This window comes from Saliterribacillus persicus, from assembly GCF_003337485.1.
Classification (GTDB): Bacteria; Bacillota; Bacilli; order Bacillales; family Amphibacillaceae; genus Saliterribacillus; species Saliterribacillus persicus.
In genome coordinates this window covers 321,594-344,110 of sequence record NZ_QPJJ01000001.1, presented here as the reverse complement: position 1 = coordinate 344,110, position 22,517 = coordinate 321,594, and the positions used below count along the sequence as shown (strand labels likewise).

The window sequence follows — 22,517 nt, the reverse complement described above, 5'->3', positions numbered from 1 at the left end:
AAAAGAGGGTGTAGCTAGTGTTAAGAGGATTTTATACTGCGACTTCCGGCATGATGGCACAGCAAAGACGTCAAGAAGTATTATCAAATAACATGACAAATTCATTGACGCCTGGATATAAGCAGGATCAAACTACTTTACGTGCTTTTCCTGAGCTGTTACTTCATCGCATGGAAAATCAAGATATTCCGGTAAAACGAAATTTGTCTTTTGGCAGCATGTCAGAAATTGGTGCCATTAATAGCGGTGTTTATGTACAGGAAACGATCCCTGATTTTGTTCAAGGATCGCTTCGTGAAACGGGCATGATGTCAGATCTTGCGATTGTAGAAGGGGAAACCCCGGATGAATCTGGCACAGTGTTCTTTACTGTTCAAAACGAAGAAGGTGACGTTCGTTATACGCGAAACGGTAACTTCACTGTTGATGGTGACGGCAATTTAACAACAAATCAAGGACTTTATGTCTTAGATGATGATGGCAATCCGATTAATACAGATGGTCTTGATTTTTCCGTTTCGTCTGAAGGAAATGTAATGATAGACGGTGCAGAAATCCCTTTAGCATTAGCTTATAGTGATGATCCAAATCAATTAACTAAAAATGAACAAGATATGTTTCAGTTAGACGAAGGAGCGGCTGCACTTGTTGATGCAAGAGACAACGCTTTGCTTCAATTTAATGTGCAACAACGTTATTTAGAAAATTCTAATGTGGATACAGGACAAACTATGGTGCAAATGATGGAAGCTTATCGTAATTTTGAAGCCAATCAAAAAATGGTGCAAGCTTATGATAGAAGTTTGGAAAAGGCTGTTAATGAACTCGGTCGTCTTGGATAAAACGTTATTTAAAAAAGGAGTCGAGTGTGGATGACACGCATGACCATGCAAGCTGCCGTAACAATGGGGCAGTTACAAAAACGATTAGATGTTATTGGACATAATGTCGCTAATATTAATACAAACGGGTATAAGACTCGCGAGTCAAATTTCTCTTCTTTACTCAGTCAACAACTAAATATCGAAGACGATCCGACAAATGAAGCAGGCCGTCTTACACCTGAAGGATTGCGGATGGGAACAGGAGCAATGCTTGGCCATACCAATATAAACCTTGATCAAGGTTCGATTCAAACAACGAATCGTGGTCTTGATATTGCGTTACTTGAGCCAAATCATATGTTTCAATTAAATGTTACAGAGAATGGGATAGAAGAAACCCGTTATACACGTTCTGGTAACTTTTATTTGCAACCGATGGAAAATGATCAAGTGATGCTTTCCACTTCTGATGGGCACCCGGTTATGGGCGAAGATGGTCCAATTATGTTAGATCCAAATATGGAATCTATCCAAGTATCATCAAATGGTGAAATTTTAGTTACTCGTGGTGGAGAGCAACAGGTAGAAGGTCAGCTTACGATTGTAGAAGCTACTCGTCCGAGAATGCTTGAAGCAACTGGTGATAATATGTTTCGTCTATCTGAAGCATCACTTGCAACTTACCCATTAGCAGATATAATTGATGCTGTTGGTGCGGGAGAGATAAATGTACAAGCTGGCGCATTAGAAGCGTCTAATGTAGATATGGCTAAGCAGATGACTGAATTGACTCAAACACAACGTGCATACCAGTTTAATGGACGTACGGTGTCAATGCATGATCAGATGAAAGGTCTCATTAACCAATTAAGATAAATCATCCTTTTTAAAGATAGATTCGATTTAAATTGATGGTAAGTAAGGAGTTACTCTGTATGACAACGCAAAAAAACGAGAATAAAAAAATGCGAGCTAAAAAAAATCAGACGTTACTGCCCAAAGAAGCTAAACACGAAAAAAAAGTAACGAAAGATGAAAAAGCAGAAAAGAAACAAAGCAGACAAGAGAAAAAACAACAGAAGAAAGCAATCCGCCGAGTAATTCCTATTTGGCTAAAGCTCTTAATTTTGATTGTTCTCTGTCTTTTTGCCTTGCTCATAGGCTTAATCGTTGGCTTTAGCATACTAGGAGATGGCAGCCCACTAGATGTCTTACGAATAGAAACCTGGCAGCATATCATAGATATAGTGCTCGGTGAAGGATAATAGCAAGCCAATCATTCATGGATGATTGGCTTTTTTTATGGTAGAGCAATATTTCATATGATGACCAAATTTGGTATACTCATAAAGAAATGTTTATAATCGAGAGGAGCTCAGTCAGCTATGGACGTACAAGAGATTAAAGAAATTATTCCGCACCGCTATCCATTCTTACTAGTCGATCAAATTTTAGAAATAGAGGAAAAGCGCATTGTCGGAAAGAAGAATGTCACAATAAATGAACCTTTCTTTCAAGGTCACTTTCCAGATTATCCTGTAATGCCAGGTGTTTTAATTGTAGAAGCATTAGCACAGGTTGGTGCAGTATCTATTTTAAGCAAGGATGGTAATCGTGGTAAAATCGGCTTCTTAGCAGGAATTGATAAATGTCGATTCAAGCGCCAAGTAAAGCCAGGTGACACACTAAATCTTGAAGTAGAGATCATTCGAGTAAAGGGTCCAATCGGAAAAGGAAAAGCCATCGCAACCGTAGACGGTGAATTGGCATGTGAAGCGGAAATTACATTCGCAGTAAAATAAAAAAGATCCAGCACCTGTTATTTGGGTGCTGGATTTTGTCTTTCATGGCCAATTCGTGAAGGTTCATGACAAAATTTTATAAGTTCATAACCAAACCTATTTGATACTCGGCCAAAATTTGAAAATTCATGACCAAACAGCCAGATTTCATGGCCAAATACAAGCCCTTCATGACAATTTATCCTTCCTACGGTAATCTATAATATCTCGAATTTCTATCCCCTTCAGCTCTACACATAGCTAATAATAACCTTCTCGCGGTCCTTAATTTACCCAGGCCCAAAAACGAACAGGCCTGTCTTGCTGTAATTCTCTCCCCAAATAAAACCTTCCAATCCTGTAATGCACTAATGTGTGCGTGAGGATTACTGCATGCGCATTGTGGACAAATCCACCTCCCATGAGTTCGGTTCATGATCGAAGAGCGACAACTAGAGCACCTCACACCTAAAACCAAATCCTCTAAAGACAAGCCATAATAAGTCATCACATCTGCCTGTTTCGGTTTATGGGAAGCTGCCAGTAGCTTTCCGATTTGAACAAGTTCCCGAATCTCACGTGCCTTCCCCTTGTATTTCATTTCTAGCTCCGCAATTCTATCCAACAGCTTTTCATGGAGAATAACGTCAGCGCATGTTCCCTGGACGTCTAACAATGCTTTCGAATTAGCAAATACAACAAGAGAATGTAATGGGAGTGCTGTCACGCCCCTCTCAGATAAAAACTGTGCCAGCTGCAGCTTCTGCAAGTTAACCTGCACCGTAGGGTCAGAAAATCTTTCTATCACGCCTTCGATTTCGCGTGTTAAAAGTCCGCTCGCTGGATGAAATATAAGATTACCTGCATAATTTTTCACTTCAATTAGCAAAATAAAGCTAGGAAATAATATTAATGTATCAATCTGAAAGTTAAAAGTGGTATCACACACGCGAAGTCCATGCAAAAGAGGGAGGTTAGAGTTGAGGAAGCGAAGGTAGTAATCAAGTGAAGCTTCACCAGAAGCCCCAGCAGCTTCTTGCTTAAAGCGGGTAGAGACTTTTTCGTAAAAAGGGTGATGTGTAGGTAAACGGGGGAGCAACGTTTCTAATTGGTGGTGAATCATTGTTTTTTCACGAGTTAATAAGATCAATGGCATTCCTCCTTTCACTTATTATAACTGCAGCAATGTAAAAAAATATTTAGAAAATATTGCAATTTAATGAATAAATTACACTCAGATGACAAATATTAATAAGAAGTTAAATGTATAGAAAATAGGATTATTATTAAAAGTACATGGGTATGCTATATATGTACAACGTATTAAGAAAACAATTAAGGAGGAATTACACATGAATATCAACAAAAAATGGTTATCCCTTATAGGAGCAACAACACTATCTGTAGGTTTACTAGCTGGTTGCGCGGAGGATGAAGAAGAGCCGATGGAAGAAAATCCACCGGTAGAAGAAGAAGCACCAGCTGAAGACGACGCTGGTATGGAAGAAGAAGCTCCGGCTGAAGGTGAAGAAGATGCTGGTATGGAAGAAGAAGCACCAGCAGAAGGTGAAGAGGATGCTGGTATGGAAGAAGAAGCGCCAGCAGAAGGTGAAGAAGACACTGGCATGGAAGAAAATACAGAAGAATAACAGTAATATCACAGGGATCCTTTAAGGGTCCCTTTCCTTATGCACGTGCTACATCGCCAAAAAAATTTCTCCATCTGCTAAAAAATTTCCCATACATCGCATACAATTAAATTGCACAATATTCACACCCATGGTAAACTATCAAAAGAAATGACTGACCGGTCATTCATAAAAATAATCGAAACTTTTCTAAACATAAAACGTAAACAATAGAGTAACTAGAAAGCAGGGAGGATATGCACGAGAAAAAGAAACGAATCATTGAAGAAAGTCTGAAGCTTTTTTCCACTAAAGGCTTCCATGCAACCTCAATTCAGGAAATCGCTAAAAAGAGTGAAGTTTCCAAGGGGGCGTTCTATTTATACTTTGAATCAAAGGATGAGCTGTTACTTGCTATTTTTGATTACTACACCACGATGGTGATGGGGAAATTAGAATATTTACAGGAACTAGATATCGAACCTGTAGAGCGCTTCGAAAAACAAATAGAAATCCTTCTCCAAATCTTCAGAGACCATAAAGAATACCTCATGATACATATAAGAGATAATGTTCAACTTGGCGATGAGATGAATGATCTTATTGTAAAACTAAATAAACAAGGCTATGAATGGATTTCGATGAATTTAACTTCCATGTATGGAGAAAAAATAGAACCATACTTAGTCGATGCTAGTATTCAATCGGATGGAATTTTACAAGGATATTTTAAATGGATGGTCTTACACGACTTGGATTTTGATGCAGAGGATTTAGCCATCTTTATTGTAAAAAGAATTAATGGTGCGGTTATGTCGATGATAAACGAACAATCTCCACCGATTTTTAATCCGAGTCAATTAAAGTTCCCGGCCACCTTCTGTGAGACAAAAGAGAATAATAAAGCAACAACCAGTGAATTGTTAAATAAAATCAATAGGAAGCTAAAAGAAAAGGAATTGAATAAGGAAGAAGACAAACAGATAAAAGACGCTTTGAAAGTATTAGAGGAAGAAAGTAACAAGGATAATCCAACTGAAATTATTGTAAATAGTATGCTTACCCATTTAGAAGCGGTAGGGGACATACAAAGTGAAACAAAAAAATTAAGAAATAACTTACTAAATAGAAAGCAAAATGGAGAGGGGACAAAATAAATGAAAAATTTAAAATGGCTTGTAATTAGTATGTTTGTATTATTTTTAGTAGCCTGCTCGAATGAAAGTGACGAGGAAGAAACAGAAGTAGAACGAGTTGCACCAGTTGAAGTTGCTGAAGTAACAGAAGGTGATTTAGAGGTAACGCGTACATACCTTGCACGGACGATGCCGAATCAAACAACACCAGTTATCCCGCCGGTGGCCGGAGAATTGGAAGAAATAGAAGTAGATAATGGTGAAGAAGTGGAAGAAGAGGACCTCTTAGCTACTGTAACCAGTGTAGAAAATGGACGTGAATTTGAAATAGAAGCTCAAGCTGATGGAGTTATATCTGGATTAAATGCAAAAGAAGGAGGTATGGTATCTAATTCAGATCCATTATTAACCATTTTAGATTTGGATACAATAACCCTTGATTTGCAGGTTACAAATGAGCAGCTTGCTTTATTTGAAGACCTAGAAGAGTTGAATGTCAGTTTTGAAAAAACAGAAGATGCAAAAAGCTATCAAGCAACAGTTGAAAATATCGCAAATACAGCAGGAGAAACTGGTCTATTTTCGATTACACTTACGCTTGATAACGAAGAAGCAGGAGTGCGCGCAGGAGTTGTTGCACACGTGGCAGTGCCAGAAAAAGTTTATACAGATAGTTTACTTGTACCAACTACATCCTTAGTTGAAGAAAATGAACAAACCTTTGTTTATCTAGTAAATGAGGATGAAACTGTTAGTAAAGTTGAGATAACAGTGGAAGAAATGCAGTCAGATATAACTGCAATCACATCTGAAGAACTAGCAGCAGGAGATCAAATCGTCATTAGTGGTCAGCTGACCCTAGCAGATGAAAGTAAAATTTCCATCATAGAGGAGGATCAGTCGTGAAGCTAGTCAATACTTCCGTCAAACGTCCAGTTGGCGTAATCATGATTGTTCTTGCCATTATTGCGATGGGAATTATTTCTGTTAGGAACCTGGCGATTGATCTGTTTCCAGAAATTGATTTACCAATTGCAGTAGTAGCTACAAGTTATCCAGACGCCGCACCACAAGAGGTAGAAAAACTAGTGTCAGAACCGATGGAAGGTGCGTTAAGTTCGATAGAAGGAGTTAACACGATTCAATCACAGTCACAATCAGGTTCATCCTTAGTTATTATCATGTTTAACAACGGAACAAATTTAGATAACGCCTTACTCGAAGTCAGGGAAAGTGTCGATCAAGTGAAAGGCTTTTTACCAGAATCAGCAAATGACCCAAGTGTACTGCGTTTTAATCCAAATCAGATGCCGATTATGTGGGTAGGGTTAACTGGAGATGACACAGCAGGTCTTCAAGCAACTGCAGAAGATATTGTACAGCCTTATTTTGAACGTCAAGAAGGCGTTGCTTCTACCAGTATTGAAGGTGGAACAGAACGAGCCATTGATATTGTATTAGATAGAGGCAAAATGCAACAGTACGGCGTTAATACGAATATTATTATGCAGTCACTAAATGGTGCAAACCAATCAGGCTCCGCAGGCACAGTGCAAAAAGGAGATCAAGGCCTGCAGCTTAGAATTGACGGTACATTCGATTCGATTGACGATATTCGGGAGGCAATTATTCAATCACCTCAAGGAGCAAAACTACAATTAGCCGACGTCTCCAATGTAGAGGAAGTATTAAAAGACAATGGTACCTCCTTGGTTAACGGAGAGGATGCAGTAGTTCTTAGCGTGATGAAGCAATCAGACGGGAATACTGTTGATGTTTCCAATAACATCACTTCTGCTATCTCTGATATACGAGGAGATTTACCAGAAGGTACGAATATGGAGGTTGTTGTAGATACTTCCGACTTTATTAAACAATCGATAAACTCAGTTGTTCAAAATATGATTTTCGGTGGAATATTTGCCTTGCTTGTTCTTTTACTATTTCTAAAAAGTTTTAGAGCAACGCTGGTGGTTGGTGTTTCAATTCCAATCGCAATTGTATCCACTTTTGTATTGTTGTACTTCACAGGGGAAACCTTAAACATCTTAACCATGGGAGGTTTGGCACTAGGTATTGGGATGATGGTCGATAGCTCCATTGTAATACTCGAGAATATCGTGTCATACCGGAAACAAGGTTATCCAATCAAAGAAGCGGCTAAAAAAGGTGCCGCTGAATTGGCACCAGCAGTTATCGCATCCACCACAACGACGTTAGTAGTATTTTTACCAATCGTCTTTGTTGACGGAATTGCGTCTGAATTGTTCACACCACTAGCATTAACGGTATCGTTTTCCTTAATTGCATCGTTAGCTGTTTCGATCACGCTAATTCCGATGCTTTCATCTAAATTATTGACGAAAGCAATGGAAGACCATGGTCGCCGTTACTGGTTTGATCGTTTTCTTGATCGATTTAATAATGGCTATGAAAAACTCTTAAGAAAAGCGCTGAAATTTAGAAAAACGATGATTGCTATTACAATCGCAGCAATTATTGGAAGTGTTGCCTTATTACCACTTATTGGAACGGAATTTATTCCACAAGGGGATCAGGGACAAATTAACATTACAGCTGAGACACCAACAGGGACCTCAGAAGAAAAGACATTAGAAGTAGTGGAAGAAGTTAATGCAGTATTAGCGGAGTATGATGACGTCATCGATGTGAATTATGTTACCGTGAATAGTAGTGATCCCCAAGCAGCGGTTATGTCAGGTGGGTCGAATCAAGCCGCTTATACCGTGCAACTTGTGCCACCTGGAGAAAGAGAGCAAACAACAGAACAGGTTGTTACAGCGCTAGACGAAGATCTTAGTGAAATAGTCGGTGCTGAAGTTACTGTTTCAGAATTAGCAGGTGCTGGCTTTGGATCAGGAGATCCAATTCAAATTCAGCTCTCAGGACCTGAACACGAGGTATTAAACGAATTAGCAGATCAAGTTGTTACACTAATATCAGATGTTGAGGGTGTATACAATCCTACAACTTCTATTTCAGAAACGCAGTCAGAGTTAAATATCAATGTGGATCGTGAATTAGCAGCAGAATATGGACTCAGTCATCAAGAAATTATGAGTCAGGTGCAATTAGGCTTTACCGGTCAAACTGTTATGCAGTACCGAGAAAACGGAGAAGAACTCGCTGTAACTATGGTATATCCTGAAAATGAGCGCTCCACCATTAGTGATTTAGAAAATATGACATTGCAAAATCAGCAAGGTACATCCGTTGCTTTAACCACCGTTGCAGATCTGGAACAAGTTCAAAGTGCTGCAACGATTTCTAGAAGCAATCAACAAAGACAAGTAAATGTAAGCTCGGCAATCGTTGGACGGGACCTTGGTAGTGTTAGAGCAGATATTGAGAAGAAAATGGAGTCTTTACCAAGGCCAGAGAATTACAATTATTCTATTGGCGGGGAAGCAGAAGATATGGTGGAAGCATTTGCTGACTTAGCACTTGCGCTTGTATTATCGATTTTCCTTGTATACGCAGTAATGGCGATACAGTTCGAGAATTTCTTATTCCCACTTATCATCATGTTCTCGATGCCAGCAGCGACAATAGGGGTGTTTGGTGGACTATTTATAACAGGCAAGCCATTATCCATTACCGCCTTCATTGGGGTGATCATGCTCGCTGGTATTGTCGTAAACAACGCCATTGTGCTCGTCGATTATATAAATATATTAAGAAGACGAGGCATGGAGCGATTTGAAGCAATTATTGAAGCGGGTAAAAGCAGGATGAGACCGATCCTGATGACCACATTAACTACCGTCCTAGCCATGATTCCACTTGCAATGGGGATTGGGGAAGGTGCAGAAGCGCAACAACCAATGGCCATTACCGTTATCTTTGGTCTAACAGTAGCAAGTTTCTTTACCTTGTTACTTGTACCAGTAGTATATGTGTATTTCGATAATCTATCAGTTCGAGTTAAAGGACTTTTCTCTACGAAAAAGTCTCGTACGAAAAAAGCATAGGATAAACAAGAAGCCTGGCTCTTTTGAGTCAGGCTTCTTGTTTGTATTATGTTTATTCTGTTTCAGAATGATCATGCTCTACACCAGAGATGATCCATTTACTATCTTTTTTTGAAAAAGTGAAAATTTGTTTAAATGTGCCATGTAATTTATTCGTTTGTGAATTGATTAATTTATAAGTAATTGAATCTTCTTTTTTAATTTGATAAGGATCCTTTTTGTCAAAGTCAGGAGGACTATCCGTCGGTATAACGTACAGTTGGTTTTCAGCTTCTATTAAACGTTCATCCCATAATGAGATGACTACCCTGGGATCAATAAAATCTTCAAACAAATCCCCAACTTCTTGTTTAGTGGTTATGTTATGAAAGGGAGACCCATATCCATCATGATAAGTTTCATGATCCACTAATTCATGGAGGCTATCATTGATCCCATTGTATTTTTCCAGTAGAGATAACGCGAGTTCCTCGTTGAATGGGTTTTCCAGTTGCGCAGGCTTTTCTTCATCTGAGGGACTTTCTTCTTCAATAAATTCTTCGCTGCCATTTTGATTGCTATCTGTTACATCCTCATCATCTGATATATTCGGTTCATCTGACTCGACTTCACCTTCATCGGATACCAAGGTTTCACTTTCATTGTCGTTCTTTGACTTAGTTGTTGAATCAGCTTGCTCATTACTGCAACTAACAATAAATAATAAAAACATGAAAATAATTATTGCTTTTTTCATAAAATCACCCCATAGCATTATTAATGTATATGATAACACAACATTACCATATAATGACACTTATATTTCATTTCTTGTAATATCCTTTTCAGTAATTGCCAATAGACTTTTTTTATCGTAAAATGTAATATTGTGATAGATTAGAAAGAAGGACCTCTCTATCTATAGGAGATAAATTATTATGAGAAAAAAAGTATTAATAGTCACACAAAATTTCTACCCAGCTATTGGAAGCGCTGGAAATCGAATGAGAAATATTTTTCGCTTGCTTTCTGAAGAAAGTATCGAAGTCGAAGTTTTAACAATTGAGCCATCCTACCCAAATAAAAGCATGTATCAAGATCAAAAGTTTTGGGATGATGAAGTAGTAAATAATAGCTTGGATAAAATCAAAAGAGTCCCTATAAAAAGTAGAAAATTTACGAATAGAATATTAAGTAGACTCTTTTTTTACCTAGAAATAATGTATCGATTCACATTTGAGCTATTCAAGAGAAGAAAAGATAATTATGATTATATCTACGTATCTACACCACCAATATTCATCGTTTTTTCAGCGTGGATTGGTAAGAAGCTCATGAAATCAAAATTGATATTAGAAGTACGAGATTTGTGGCCTGATAGCTTAATTGGTGTTCAAACAATGGATCATAAATGGATTATTGGTTTATTTCAGAAATTAGAAAAGAAAATGTATCGTATGGCTGACTTAATCGTTATAAATAGTATTGGTTTTAAAGAACATATTGAAGCGAAGCTAAAAAAAGAAAAAACAATAATATACTTGCCAAATGGCCCTCGAAAGGAAGAAATAATCGAGGATAAAGGGAGTAGTGAGAAATTTCGAGTAATTTATGCAGGCAATTTAGGCTTAGCTCAAGATATCGGCCGGTTGAAAAAAATGGCACAGGTATTAGACTCTTACAATATTCACTTTGATGTTTTAGGTTATGGGATGAAAACTGATTCTTTCCGCACTTTCATTGACGAAAGTAAATTATCGAATATAGAGCTTCATGAACCAACAACGAGACAAGAAAGCTTGGCATTAATCGCTCAAAGTGACCTAAGTATTGCTTTTTTAAACGATGCCGCAGTGTTTTCTACAGTTCTACCAGGGAAAATAATAGATTACATGACATGTCAAACACCGGTTATTGCTGGGGTAACTGGAACAGCTGCCTCTTTAATAACAAATCATCATACTGGCTTTGTTTTTGAATATAGGGACACAGATAAAATGATAGATAAAATCTTAGAGCTAAAGGAACAGCCGCATAAGCTAGAACTTCTTCGTAATAACTGTAAAAAAACAGTAGAAGATCACTTTTTATGGGAAAAAAATATAAAAGAATTATCAAAGTTCTTAAAATAAAGAAGGTTATTAAATGAAAAGAGTAGGAATGTTTGTATGGAATCATTTCACAAATGATGCTCGTGTAATGCGAGAATGTACCACTTTATCAAAGAATGGCTACGATGTTGAATTAATTTGTATTGATGACCCTAATGATCCCACCATTTCAAAATATGAGGAAATAAATGAACATTTTAGAGTTCATCGTATGAAAAGATACCCGTCATTGCTCATGTGGATGCAAAAGGTATATCGATTTGCTTTCGAAAAAAAATGGCCATTAATACCAATGGCGGTCATATGGGCTTTTCTTGTTTACCTTTTGCCGTGGGTAATCATCCCATTAACAATTTTAGCGGGGTTAATGCTAAAAACAAAAGCAAGAGTGTTATGGATTAGGGGAGCATTGATTTTAAGAATGATGATTAAAGGCCATAATGGTAACTATGACATTTATCATTCAAATGATTTAAATACAATGCCACAAGGGTATGTTTCAGCAAAATGGAGGTTAAAGAAAAAACCGCTAATCTATGATTCACATGAGGTGCAAACTAGCAGAACAGGATATGAAAGCCCTTGGTATCAAAAGTTTGAGCATTTTTTCATAAAACGAATGGATTCAATGATGGTAGAAAATGCAACAAGGGCTAAATACAATGAAGACTTGTACGGCTTTTATCCAGCTGTCTTGCACAACTATCCCACCGAAGAAATTAGTATTGAACAGGACAAAGTGGATTTACATCAAGTATTAGAGTTACCTAGGGATGAAAAAATACTACTTTATCAGGGCGGTGTACAAACCGGTAGAGGGTTAGAAAATCTAGTAGAAGCTTTTCCTCTATTTAAAGAAGGTACTTTAGTTTTTATTGGTGATGGGAAAATAAAAGATAAATTAGTATCGATGGTTAAAGAAAGAAATTTAGAAGAAAAAATTAAATTTATTCCAAAGGTTCCACTTAAAGAACTACCTAAGTATACTAAAAATGCTTATTTAGGTTTTCAGGTATTAAACAATGTATGCTTTAACCATTATTCAGCTTCATCAAATAAATTGTTTGAATATATGATGGCAGAAGTCCCAGTAGTGGCTTGTGATTTTCCTGAGATTAAAAGTGTCGTGGAGGAAAATCAAATTGGGGTTACGATTGATCCACATGATCCCAAAGAAATTGCCAAAGGTGTGAATGAACTTTTGGAGGATCCAGTTAAAAGGGAATTGTTTAGTAAGAATTGTATTCCTGCAAGAAAGAAGTATAATTGGGAAAGAGAGCAAGATAATTTGCTAAATGTTTATCGAAAATTTTAAAAAATGGATATAGGAAGAGAAAGGATGTAAAAAATGAAACTTTGTACTGTGGGATTGGGATATATTGGTTTACCGACTTCTATTATGTTTGCTAAATATGGTGTGGATGTAGTAGGGGTAGATGTTAGTCAAAATGTAATTGATTCGTTAAATAATGGAAAAATTCATATAGAAGAGCCAGGCTTGCAAGAAGCTTTAGAAGAAGTGATTAATAAAGGGAACTTTAAAGCAACTTTAAAACCAGAAAAAGCTGATACATTTATTATTGCTGTACCAACACCGAATAACGAAGATGAGCATAAATCGTGTGATTTAACATACGTACTATCAGCGGTAGAAAGTATTTTGCCATATCTAGAAAAAGGTAATACAGTCATTGTAGAATCTACAATTGCACCACGAACAATGGATGACAGTGTAAAGCCTAGACTGGAAGAAGAAGGTTACACTATCGGTGAAGATATTTTCTTAGTCCATTGTCCTGAGAGAGTTTTACCAGGGCAAATCATGCAAGAATTAATTTATAACAACCGTATTGTAGGTGGAGTTACAGATGCGTGTACTGAAAAAGGTGCAGAAGTATACGAAACTTTCGTTAAAGGTGAAATTATTAAAACACAAGCTAAAACTGCAGAAATGTCTAAATTAATGGAAAATACTTTTAGAGATGTAAATATTGCCTTAGCAAATGAATTGGCAAAAGTTTCAACAGAATTAGGTATCAATGCTTTGGAAGTAATCGAAATGGCGAATAAGCATCCACGTGTGAATTTGCATACACCAGGGCCAGGTGTTGGTGGACACTGTCTCGCGGTTGATCCATACTTCATTATCGCAAAAGCTCCAGAAAGTGCAAAATTAATCAATCTTGCACGTGAAATTAATAGTTCTATGCCAGAATACGTTGTAGAGGTGGCAGAGAAATTATTAGCTAATAACAATGGCAAGAAGATTACCGTTTTCGGATTAACCTATAAAGGAAATGTTGATGATATTAGAGAGAGTCCAGCAATGGATATATATGAAGAGCTGAATGCTAAACCCCAATATGATGTTGTAGCATATGATCCACATGTGAAATTAAGCTTTGTCGAAAAAGACTTGTCTAAAGCTTTAGATGGATCTGATCTAGTGCTTGTTTTAACAGATCATAATGAGTTCAAAGCATTAACTAGTGAGCATTATTCTAAAATGCATACACCATTAGTGTTTGATACGAAAAATATTGTAAAAGAAAATACTGATAAAATAAACTATATTAATTATGGAAACTTGTATAAATTTTTATAAAAACTAATGAAGGAAGCTATTAAATATGTTTAAAGTTGTTAGACAAATTATCAACGAACAAATTTCACATTGGGATTTAATTTTGCGAATGGCTAAATTCGATGTTAAAGGTAAATACGAGATACATTATTTAGGATCTTTATGGGAATATATTAACCCTTCTATTCAGATCGCTATCTATTGGTTCGTTTTTGGACTTGGTTTAAGACAAGGAGCCCCAATAGGAGATATCCCATTTTTTTTATGGATGTTAATGGGGTTAATTCCTTGGTTTTTTATTAGTCCAACCCTACTTCAGGGATCAAATAGTGTTCATTCAAAAGTAGCATTAGTATCAAAAATGAACTTTCCAACGAGTGTTTTACCAACGGTAAAAATTGTGAGTAACAGTTATAAATTTTTTACGATGATGGCAATATTGCTTATAGTATTAATAGCATATGGTATATACCCATCTATATATATCATCCAATTAGTATATTATGTAATTTGTCTATTCGCATTTTTATTTGCATTTACAATTATGAGTTCTACGCTATCTACATTGGTTCGCGATTATCAAATGTTTTTACAATCAACCATGAGAATGTTATTGTACCTCTCGCCAATATTATGGGATACAAGTCGTTTGCCAATCCCAGCGTTAGAAAACATATTAAAATTGAATCCATTTTTCTATATTATACAAGGAATAAGAGATTCTCTTATTGGCGGTAAATGGTTTTTTGAGGATCCTATATATTTGGTGTATTTTTGGATGTTAACTTTTGCTATCCTATTTTTTGGTTCAAAAGCACATTTAAGATTTCGTAAAAATTTCATGGATTATTTATAAGGGGTATAAAAGCGATGAAGTTAAAAGTAGAATTAAACAATGTGTATAAAAGTTTTTTAATGAGAGGCAATCAATATGAAAAGCTACTAGAATTATTCTCAATACAAAAAAAACACAAGAAAAACCAAAAAGAATTTTTGGCGGTGAGAAACCTTACGTTTAAAGTATATGAAGGTGAAAGTGTTGGTATTATTGGATTAAATGGATCAGGAAAATCAACACTTTCAAATTTATTAGCTCAGGTTATTCAGCCTACTTCTGGTAATATTAATATCGATGGGGAAACCTCTTTAATTGCAATATCGGCTGGATTAAACAATAACCTCTCAGGATACGATAATATTGAGCAAAAATGTATGATGCATGGCATACCTAAGGAAAATATTGAAAAACTTAAACCAGAAATAATAGAGTTTGCAGATATAGGTGATTATATTTATCAACCCGTTAAAAATTATTCAAGTGGTATGAGATCTAGATTAGGGTTTGCAATTGCAGTGCATACAGATCCAGACATACTAATTATAGACGAAGCCTTGTCAGTTGGTGATTCAACTTTTGCCGATAAATCATTGCAAAAAATGAATGAATTCAAAAAACGAGGGAAAACACTATTTTTTGTTAGTCATTCAGCGGCGCAGGTTAGAAAATTTTGTGATAAAGCACTTTGGATTCATTATGGTGAATTAAAGGCTTTCGGCGAAACAGATGAAGTTGCAAAACAATATCAAGATTTTGTTACTTGGTTTAATCAGCTACCTCAAATTGAAAAAAACAATTATAAAAGGGAGCAATTAGCTAGTCAAAAAGTTCCGTATATCAAAAATAAAAGTAAATTACAAAAAGAAACTAATTCTTCATCAGAATGGGTAATAAATCTGTTTGTAGCTCTGCCAGTTTTAGTATTAGGATTACTTGTTGTATTAGGGTGGTAAATCGAATTATCATGAGGTGAGAATTGTTAACTATGAGTGAAATCCAAGGTAAAATAATAAAAGAATTATCAAAGAAAATTGAAAGCTTGGAAATAGAATTAAAGCAGCAAAAAAAAGAAAATTTGCAAATAAACAAATTTTTATATGAAACGTATACTAGAGAAGAAAATGTATTGTATCACTTTAAGAAAATAAAAGAAAAATATGAGGCGTTAAAACATTCAAAACTTGGTAAATTGACAATTAAGTATTGGGAGTTAAAAAATAGGAGGTGATAAAAATGAATTTTTCGGATATAGAAAAAAGACTGCGCTTAATAAATAAACAAAAAAAAGATGTTACGCAACATCTTTTTTCAAATGTAGATATATTAAATGAATTAATGGCTGAAGACCCAACTTGGGCTTACTTTATCAAAAGTAATTTTAGTTTAGATGATGAAATATATATAGAAGATGAAGAAGGTTCTTCTGAAGAATATTTAGAAATAAAGAAAATACAAGAAAATAAAAAACTAATTGATAATACTTTCACAACAGAATTAGAAGAAACTATACAACAACAAAACCGTTATTACGAAAAGATAAATTTCAATATAGGACTTTTAGTAAACGATAAGTTATATGAGATTTTTAAAGATGTAGCAAACATAACTCGGTTAAATTTAAATAGTCTCCAAGATTCTCAAAATCAAATGAATTTGTTCATAATAAGTAACACTTATTTCGAAGAAAATCCATATTATTATAAAATACTTGATACTTCTGCGTGGCAAAATGAGTTAATAAACTATATTGAAATCCTTAACCAGAACTCTATACCTTCTATATTCTATGATTATAATAACGATACTGATTTCACTAACTTTATTCCAATTGCGGAAAAATGCGAAACTATATTAACAAATTCTAGGGAGAATAAAAGAAGATATGAAAGTCAATTTCCAGATAAAAATATAATTTATGTAGAATATGCTGTTAATCCACATATATATAATCCTATTGGAAAACATTACAATAAAGAAACATTACTTTTTAAAGGTTTTTGGGATCGGCATGACAAAATTAAAACCAATAATCTTTACTCGATTTTTCAGGGAGTATTAAATTCCGAAAAAAAAGTAGCAATTATTGACGAAAAATTCTCAAATAAAGATAAGAGATTTTACTTTCCTAAAAAATTAGTAGCTTCAACATATAATATTGAAAATAATGATAACAAAAAAATTAATAAAGGGTATGACTTAGTAATTGCTTTCAATAAACAAGTAGAAAGTCATGACTTAATTGACGAATCTATTTACCAAGCATTGGCTATGTCTAATGTAGTTTTTACAAACTATAATCCTGCTATTAACAATAAATTTCCACATGTATTTATAGCTAATTCTCAGTTTGAAACAACTAATATGTTACAAACTCTATCAGAAAAAGACATTCTTGATATGCAGGTTGAAGGCCTTCGAAATATCATGACAAATGATAATTCTTTTTTGAGGATAGAGGATTTATTATGTGATTTGGGTTTAAGAAGTAGGGTAACTAGTAAAAGAATATTAGTTGTAGGTGATAGTGATAAAGAATGTATAGAAGCTTTTAATCAACAAACACTTACTAATAAAAAGTTTGTAACTTGGGATGATTTCACTTTGGAAAGCTTTAATAACTCTGATTTCATTGCATTTTTTAGTAAAGATTTTGAATATGGTGCTTATTATCTCGAGGATCTTGTAAATGGTTTTAAGTATAGTGATTCAGACTTTATTTGTAAATCTACTAATATAAATACAAATTATAAGTATAATAGAGAAGTTGAAAGTTTATATCTCGCAATGTTTGATTCTCAAACCTATTCATATGAAACTTTTCTTAAATATACACCTGAACAATCTATAAAAGGAAATGGATTGTTTATAGATAATACTGAATGGAAGAAAATTAATAGAGATATTATAATTAATTCAGGGTCCCATGAAAGAGAGCTTTCAGTTATTGTACCCATTTACAATAATGGTAAATATCTAATGTATAAATGTTTTCAAAGCTTAAAACGAAGTAGTATTTTTAATGAAATGGAAATACTGTTTGTGGATGATGGATCCACTGATGAAGAAACCATAAGAATTACTAATCGCATATATAGAGAGAATAAAAATGTAAAATTATATAGATTTAATGACGGAGGAAGTGGCAGTGCTTCAAGGCCACGAAATAAAGGCTTAGACTTGGCTTCGTGCAAGTATATTACTTATTTGGATCCAGACAATGAAGCATTAAACGATGGATATGCCCAATTGCTTTATGAAATAAAAGAAGATGAATCTTATGACACAGTAATTGGCAATATTATAAGATTTGACAATAAAAAAGCAGAAATTAATTACTATAAATATGTTCATTTACACAATCAAATGGGCATAATTGAGCACCCTTTTCAACTATTAAAAGATACTAGTTTAAAAGTCCAAAGTATTCAAGCAATGATTATAAAAAGAGATTTATTAGTTCAAAATCAATTAAAAATGGTAGAAAGTGCTGCCGGTCAAGATACTTTATTTTTCCAGGAAGTAATGACAAAAGCAAAAAAGGCAAAAGCTATAAATGTTAATATACATTTATATTACGCTGCAGTTTCTAATTCAGTAACCAATACTATTTCAAGTCGCTTTTATGAGAAGTATTACAAGGTTGAATTAGAGAGAATAAAATTTTTAAAGAAAAATAATTTATTTGAAATTTATTTAAACGAGAAATTTGTTTTTTATTTTACGAATTGGTATCTAAAACGTCTAATTCTCATTAAAGAAGATGATGAAAATGAAGCTATAGAGATAATAAAGAAAATTTATGATATGTATGCACCTTATATTCAAATAGAATCTTCAATCTTGAGAACTTTTGAAAAATATTCCAAGGCAGGGGAAAATGTAAAATTGATGTCATTTTTAAGAGAATATTTCAGGCGAAAAACTATTGTTAACAAAAAAATAATCAAAGTGTAGATTATTTAAAAAATGTTTTTAATATAAGCAGGTTAAAATAATAATTTTAACCTGCTTATTTCGTTATTAAGGGAGAACGTATGCAAATAGTCCCTATTATATACCCGGAAAGTTAGTAGTATAAACTCTTTTTGAACTAGATTATTATTGGTAAAATATAGATTATTAGTGTAAAGCTAAATATTTTAAAGGGGGCCTATATAATTTATGACTAAATGTCTTAAATTAAGCTTAGTATTTTTCCTATTACTAGGCACAGTTTTCAATTCATCCATTGTTCTTGCAGCCGAGAGTTCTTCCGAAGAAAGTAAAGATGTCCTTATTCAATTATTAGACTCAGTTGAAATTAACGAATCTATCAATATAGCAAAAGAAACTTATCTTTATGCTACTAGTGTTGATGAAAAAAATGCTTATATAGATTTTGGTAAAGAAAGTATAAAAATTCCATTGGATAGCTTCCAAGTTGTTTCAGATGAAGAAGAATTAAAATTAGAAATTTCAAAATTTGAAGATAAAGAAGAGAGTAGTAGCCTAGAAGAGAAAGAAATTACGGAAAAAGTAATTGTTTATGGAAATCAACAACTATCCCAAAAGATTGAAATATCAGAAGGCATAACTATTCCAGTCCTTGAAAATAATGACGCTGTTTTTTCAATAGTTATAGGTGAAATAGCTTTTTCGACAACTTATAATGAAGTAGAAGAAGTAGAAGAAGTAGAAGAAGTAGAAGAAGTAGAAGAATCAAATGACGATTTAAGTTCAACTGATGATACAGTTAAAGAAAAAGAAGAAGATAATCCAACTTCCGAAAAAGAATTAGGCTCTGAAAATGAAGTAGATGAAAGTTTAACAGATGAGAATAACAATGAAGAAAAATCCGATAAAGTAAATGAATCAGACGGTAAAGAGTATTATTTAATTAAATTATTAAAAGAAAAAGAAATTAAGAACATTACTATCCCAAGATCGGTAAGTGTATACGCATATGTAAAAGATGAGGATACATATCTTTTTAATTTTGAAGAAGAATGGTATGAACTAAAAAAAGAAAATATAGAAATAGTTTCAACTAAAGAAGGTTCAGAAAAAAGTTTTCATACAATAGACAGCTTGAAAGTTTTAGAAAATGATAATGTAGAAATAAAAACCATATATGACGTTGATACTAAACAATATTTCAGTATAGAAAATAATTTAGACAATATAAATGTTTATACACAAGATGGTAATGAAGTTATATTATTAGGAAATAGAACATTTCATATGAATTATGACAATGCACCTCAAAGTGAAACAGAAAGTGAAGAGATAGAAGAAGTTGAATCAGTAGAACCCAAAAAAGAAAACTTGGATAATAATGTTTCTACATTATCTACAGCACAAAGTTATTTTACTATTGATTCTTCAAGTGCATCTTTATATGATATAAGTTCAGGTTCATATCGAAAGATTGCCACGCTGAAAAATGGACAATCATTCAAGTTTAATGGGCAGTCTGGAAACTATTTCAAAATTGCATTTGGAAATAAAAATGGATATGTGCATAAAGGGCATATCACATGGTCTGGAAACAATGAAAATTTCACAAACAATCCAAGTCATACTGAAAGATATTTCACCACAAAATCTAATCTAACAGTATATGATAACTCATCTGGTGCATTTGAACAACTTGCTGTTATTTCTTCTGGAGAAAAAATGGTAATTGACTCTTTTGCTGGCAACTATTACAAGGTTAGCATAGGTGGACGTTCAGGTATTATCTATAAGAGTGGGGTTCAATTTGATTTTAAAGACAGTGATGAGTATATTAGTGTAATAAGGGATGGAGCATCAATTTTTGATATTCGAAGTGGCTTTGAAAAAGTTGGTGAATTAAAAACAGGGGAAACTTATAGAATAATTGAACAATCTGGTAACTATCATAAAATTCAATATGGAGACTACTATGGATATGTACATCAAGGGAATACAGAAATAGGATATAAGACAGATATTCCAAAGTTAAGTACTTCTACTTCTAATTCAGGAAGGGACTTTATTGCTAAGGTTAATTTGACTATTTATGATAACTCTACAGGTTCTTTTAAGGATATAGGTACAATAAAAAAAGGTGAAGTTTTTTCAATCGTAAGCACATTATCTAATTTTTATAAAGTTTCTGTTGGAGGTAGACAAGGGTTTGTTTACAAAAGCGGAACAAACTTCAAATTTTTAGATACAGATAAGTATTTTAAAGTTACCTCTGATAATGCAACAGTTTATGATATAAGAACAGGTAATTATGTAAAAATGGCAACATTAAAGAAAGGCCAAACTTTTCTAACTAATAGAATATCTGGTAATTACCATCAAATTACAATGGGAAGTATCAGTGGATATGTCCATATAAGCAATACAGAAATTGTTACAATTGCTCAAGTAAATAATGAAATGAGCAGTAATACAAGTGGAGAAGCATTCATTGCTATGAAAAATGCTCCAGTTTACGATAATACTTCTGGGTCGTTTGTTAAGATGGGTGAGATAATGGAAAACACAACATATTCTACCCTCTCAAAAGGTGAAAATTATTATAAAGTGGTATTTGGAAAAAGAATAGGATATGTCAATAGAGCAAATGCCTCTAAAAATATTATGGAATATTCACAATATGATATTACGTTGGACGAGGCAGTTAGTAAGCAAATGAGTTTAGGTTTTCCACAAACTACGAATTACAATTACGCTTTTGTGCATAAAGATTATGTTAAAAGAAAAACTTCGGGCACAAGTTATCCTTTTACTGGGGTAATCACAGTAGATAGTAAGTTGAATGTGCGTGATTTCCCTTCGACTGCATCAGGAGTAAATATCTATGGACAAGTCAATAAAGGTGCGGAAGTTACAGTAGTAAAAGATTCATCTGATAATAGTGATTGGTATAAAATTATTAACCCTTTTAGTAAGAATCCACCATCTTTATTTGTTAATGCAGATACGGATTTAACTAAATATTATATGGATGCTACTAATTTTATAAGCAACCCTGTCCAGCAATATCAGTTTTTAAGATTAGATTATTATTCAAATATATCAAATACAGAATTAAATAAGTTATTATCTGGCAAAGGCATATTGGAAAATCGTTCCAATTCATTCATGCAAGCAGCTATGGAAAATAAACTTAACGAAGTTTATTTAGTATCACATGCCCTACTTGAAACTGGTAATGGTACATCACCTTTAGCAAAAGGAATAAGTAGATGGACAGAAAGAGATAGTAGAGGCCGAATTGTATATAAGAACGGGGTACCAAATATTATAGATATTTCACCAAAAAAAGTATATAATATGTATGGATATGGAGCATTTGACAATTGTGCACATGACTGTGGTGCACAGTATGCTTATAATAAAGGATGGTTTTCCCCAGATAAAGCAATTATAGGTGGTGCTGTTGATATTGGAGCAAATTATGTAAATAGTGAAAGATATAACCAAAATACTTTATACAAAATGAAATGGAATCCTGCATATTGGGTTGATAGCACAGTACCAGCACCCCATCAGTACGCAACTGATATTGGATGGGCATTCAAACAAGTGTCAAGGATATCAAATTTATATGACCAGTTAGATAGTTTTGTATTACGTTTAGATCTTCCAAATTATAGAAAATAATATCGAAGCTAAGGGGATTCCCCC

At 34.1% G+C, this 22,517-nt stretch carries 18 protein-coding genes; 16 read left to right on the top strand and 2 right to left on the bottom strand.

Features of this window, described 5'->3' with window-relative positions; translation table 11 throughout:
• Positions 1 to 17 precede the first annotated feature (17 nt).
• The 4 genes from DFR57_RS01445 to fabZ all read left to right on the top strand — a co-directional run bounded on the left by DFR57_RS01445 (position 18) and on the right by fabZ (position 2,626).
• Positions 18 to 842: a flagellar hook-basal body protein gene (locus tag DFR57_RS01445; RefSeq protein WP_114351347.1), complete on the top strand. Its 825-nt coding sequence runs from the start codon at positions 18 to 20 to the stop codon at positions 840 to 842.
• 30 nt (positions 843 to 872) lie between these two features.
• Entirely contained in the window at positions 873 to 1,700 is an 828-nt protein-coding gene (locus tag DFR57_RS01440) for a flagellar hook-basal body protein (RefSeq protein WP_114351346.1), read from the top strand.
• 59 nt (positions 1,701 to 1,759) lie between these two features.
• Entirely contained in the window at positions 1,760 to 2,089 is a 330-nt protein-coding gene (locus DFR57_RS01435) for a DNA-directed RNA polymerase subunit beta (RefSeq protein WP_245937348.1), read from the top strand.
• Between the two features lie 120 nt (positions 2,090 to 2,209).
• Entirely contained in the window at positions 2,210 to 2,626 is a 417-nt protein-coding gene (fabZ, locus tag DFR57_RS01430) for a 3-hydroxyacyl-ACP dehydratase FabZ (RefSeq protein WP_114351345.1), read from the top strand.
• A 187-nt stretch (positions 2,627 to 2,813) separates the two neighbouring features.
• Here the strand turns inward: fabZ and DFR57_RS01425 are convergent, their stop codons facing one another.
• Positions 2,814 to 3,755 (bottom strand): NERD domain-containing protein, encoded by a 942-nt coding sequence (locus tag DFR57_RS01425; RefSeq protein ID WP_170132870.1) that lies wholly within the window; start codon positions 3,753 to 3,755, stop codon positions 2,814 to 2,816.
• Between the two features lie 202 nt (positions 3,756 to 3,957).
• Here DFR57_RS01425 and DFR57_RS01420 point away from each other — a divergent pair, with 202 nt between their 5' ends.
• The 4 genes from DFR57_RS01420 (at position 3,958) to DFR57_RS01405 (ending at position 9,361) form a co-directional block, all read left to right on the top strand.
• Positions 3,958 to 4,254, top strand: coding sequence for a hypothetical protein (locus DFR57_RS01420; RefSeq protein ID WP_114351343.1), 297 nt, complete (start codon positions 3,958 to 3,960; stop codon positions 4,252 to 4,254).
• 236 nt (positions 4,255 to 4,490) lie between these two features.
• Entirely contained in the window at positions 4,491 to 5,390 is a 900-nt protein-coding gene (locus tag DFR57_RS01415) for a TetR/AcrR family transcriptional regulator (RefSeq protein WP_114351342.1), read from the top strand.
• Positions 5,391 to 6,275: an efflux RND transporter periplasmic adaptor subunit gene (locus DFR57_RS01410; RefSeq protein WP_114351341.1), complete on the top strand. Its 885-nt coding sequence runs from the start codon at positions 5,391 to 5,393 to the stop codon at positions 6,273 to 6,275. It begins immediately after the preceding gene.
• Entirely contained in the window at positions 6,272 to 9,361 is a 3,090-nt protein-coding gene (locus tag DFR57_RS01405) for an efflux RND transporter permease subunit (protein WP_114351340.1), read from the top strand. The genes DFR57_RS01410 and DFR57_RS01405 overlap by 4 nt, the downstream gene beginning before the upstream one ends.
• 52 nt (positions 9,362 to 9,413) lie before the next feature.
• Here DFR57_RS01405 and DFR57_RS01400 read toward each other — a convergent pair whose 3' ends face one another.
• Positions 9,414 to 10,097, bottom strand: coding sequence for a hypothetical protein (locus DFR57_RS01400; RefSeq protein ID WP_114351339.1), 684 nt, complete (start codon positions 10,095 to 10,097; stop codon positions 9,414 to 9,416).
• A 181-nt stretch (positions 10,098 to 10,278) separates the two neighbouring features.
• Here DFR57_RS01400 and DFR57_RS01395 point away from each other — a divergent pair, with 181 nt between their 5' ends.
• From DFR57_RS01395 to DFR57_RS01360, 8 genes are all read left to right on the top strand, one after another.
• A complete protein-coding gene (locus DFR57_RS01395; protein WP_114351338.1) occupies positions 10,279 to 11,472 on the top strand; it encodes a glycosyltransferase family 4 protein in 1,194 nt (397 codons plus the stop codon).
• Positions 11,473 to 11,485: 13 nt separating this feature from the next.
• Entirely contained in the window at positions 11,486 to 12,766 is a 1,281-nt protein-coding gene (locus tag DFR57_RS01390; RefSeq protein ID WP_114351337.1) for a glycosyltransferase, read from the top strand.
• A gap of 33 nt (positions 12,767 to 12,799) precedes the next feature.
• Positions 12,800 to 14,056: a nucleotide sugar dehydrogenase gene (locus tag DFR57_RS01385; protein WP_114351336.1), complete on the top strand. Its 1,257-nt coding sequence runs from the start codon at positions 12,800 to 12,802 to the stop codon at positions 14,054 to 14,056.
• Positions 14,057 to 14,081: 25 nt separating this feature from the next.
• Complete coding sequence (locus DFR57_RS01380) at positions 14,082 to 14,891, top strand: ABC transporter permease (protein WP_114351335.1); 810 nt, start codon at positions 14,082 to 14,084, stop codon at positions 14,889 to 14,891.
• A 14-nt stretch (positions 14,892 to 14,905) separates the two neighbouring features.
• The gene (locus tag DFR57_RS01375) at positions 14,906 to 15,826 is read left to right on the top strand and encodes an ABC transporter ATP-binding protein (RefSeq protein ID WP_114351334.1); all 921 of its coding nucleotides are present in this window, start codon (positions 14,906 to 14,908) and stop codon (positions 15,824 to 15,826) included.
• Between the two features lie 32 nt (positions 15,827 to 15,858).
• Positions 15,859 to 16,101, top strand: a complete 243-nt coding sequence (locus DFR57_RS01370; RefSeq protein ID WP_147269764.1) for a hypothetical protein — start codon at positions 15,859 to 15,861, stop codon at positions 16,099 to 16,101.
• Positions 16,102 to 16,106: 5 nt separating this feature from the next.
• Positions 16,107 to 18,827, top strand: coding sequence for a glycosyltransferase family 2 protein (locus tag DFR57_RS01365; RefSeq protein WP_114351332.1), 2,721 nt, complete (start codon positions 16,107 to 16,109; stop codon positions 18,825 to 18,827).
• 207 nt (positions 18,828 to 19,034) lie between these two features.
• Positions 19,035 to 22,493 (top strand): glucosaminidase domain-containing protein, encoded by a 3,459-nt coding sequence (locus DFR57_RS01360; protein ID WP_114351331.1) that lies wholly within the window; start codon positions 19,035 to 19,037, stop codon positions 22,491 to 22,493.
• Positions 22,494 to 22,517 lie beyond the last annotated feature (24 nt).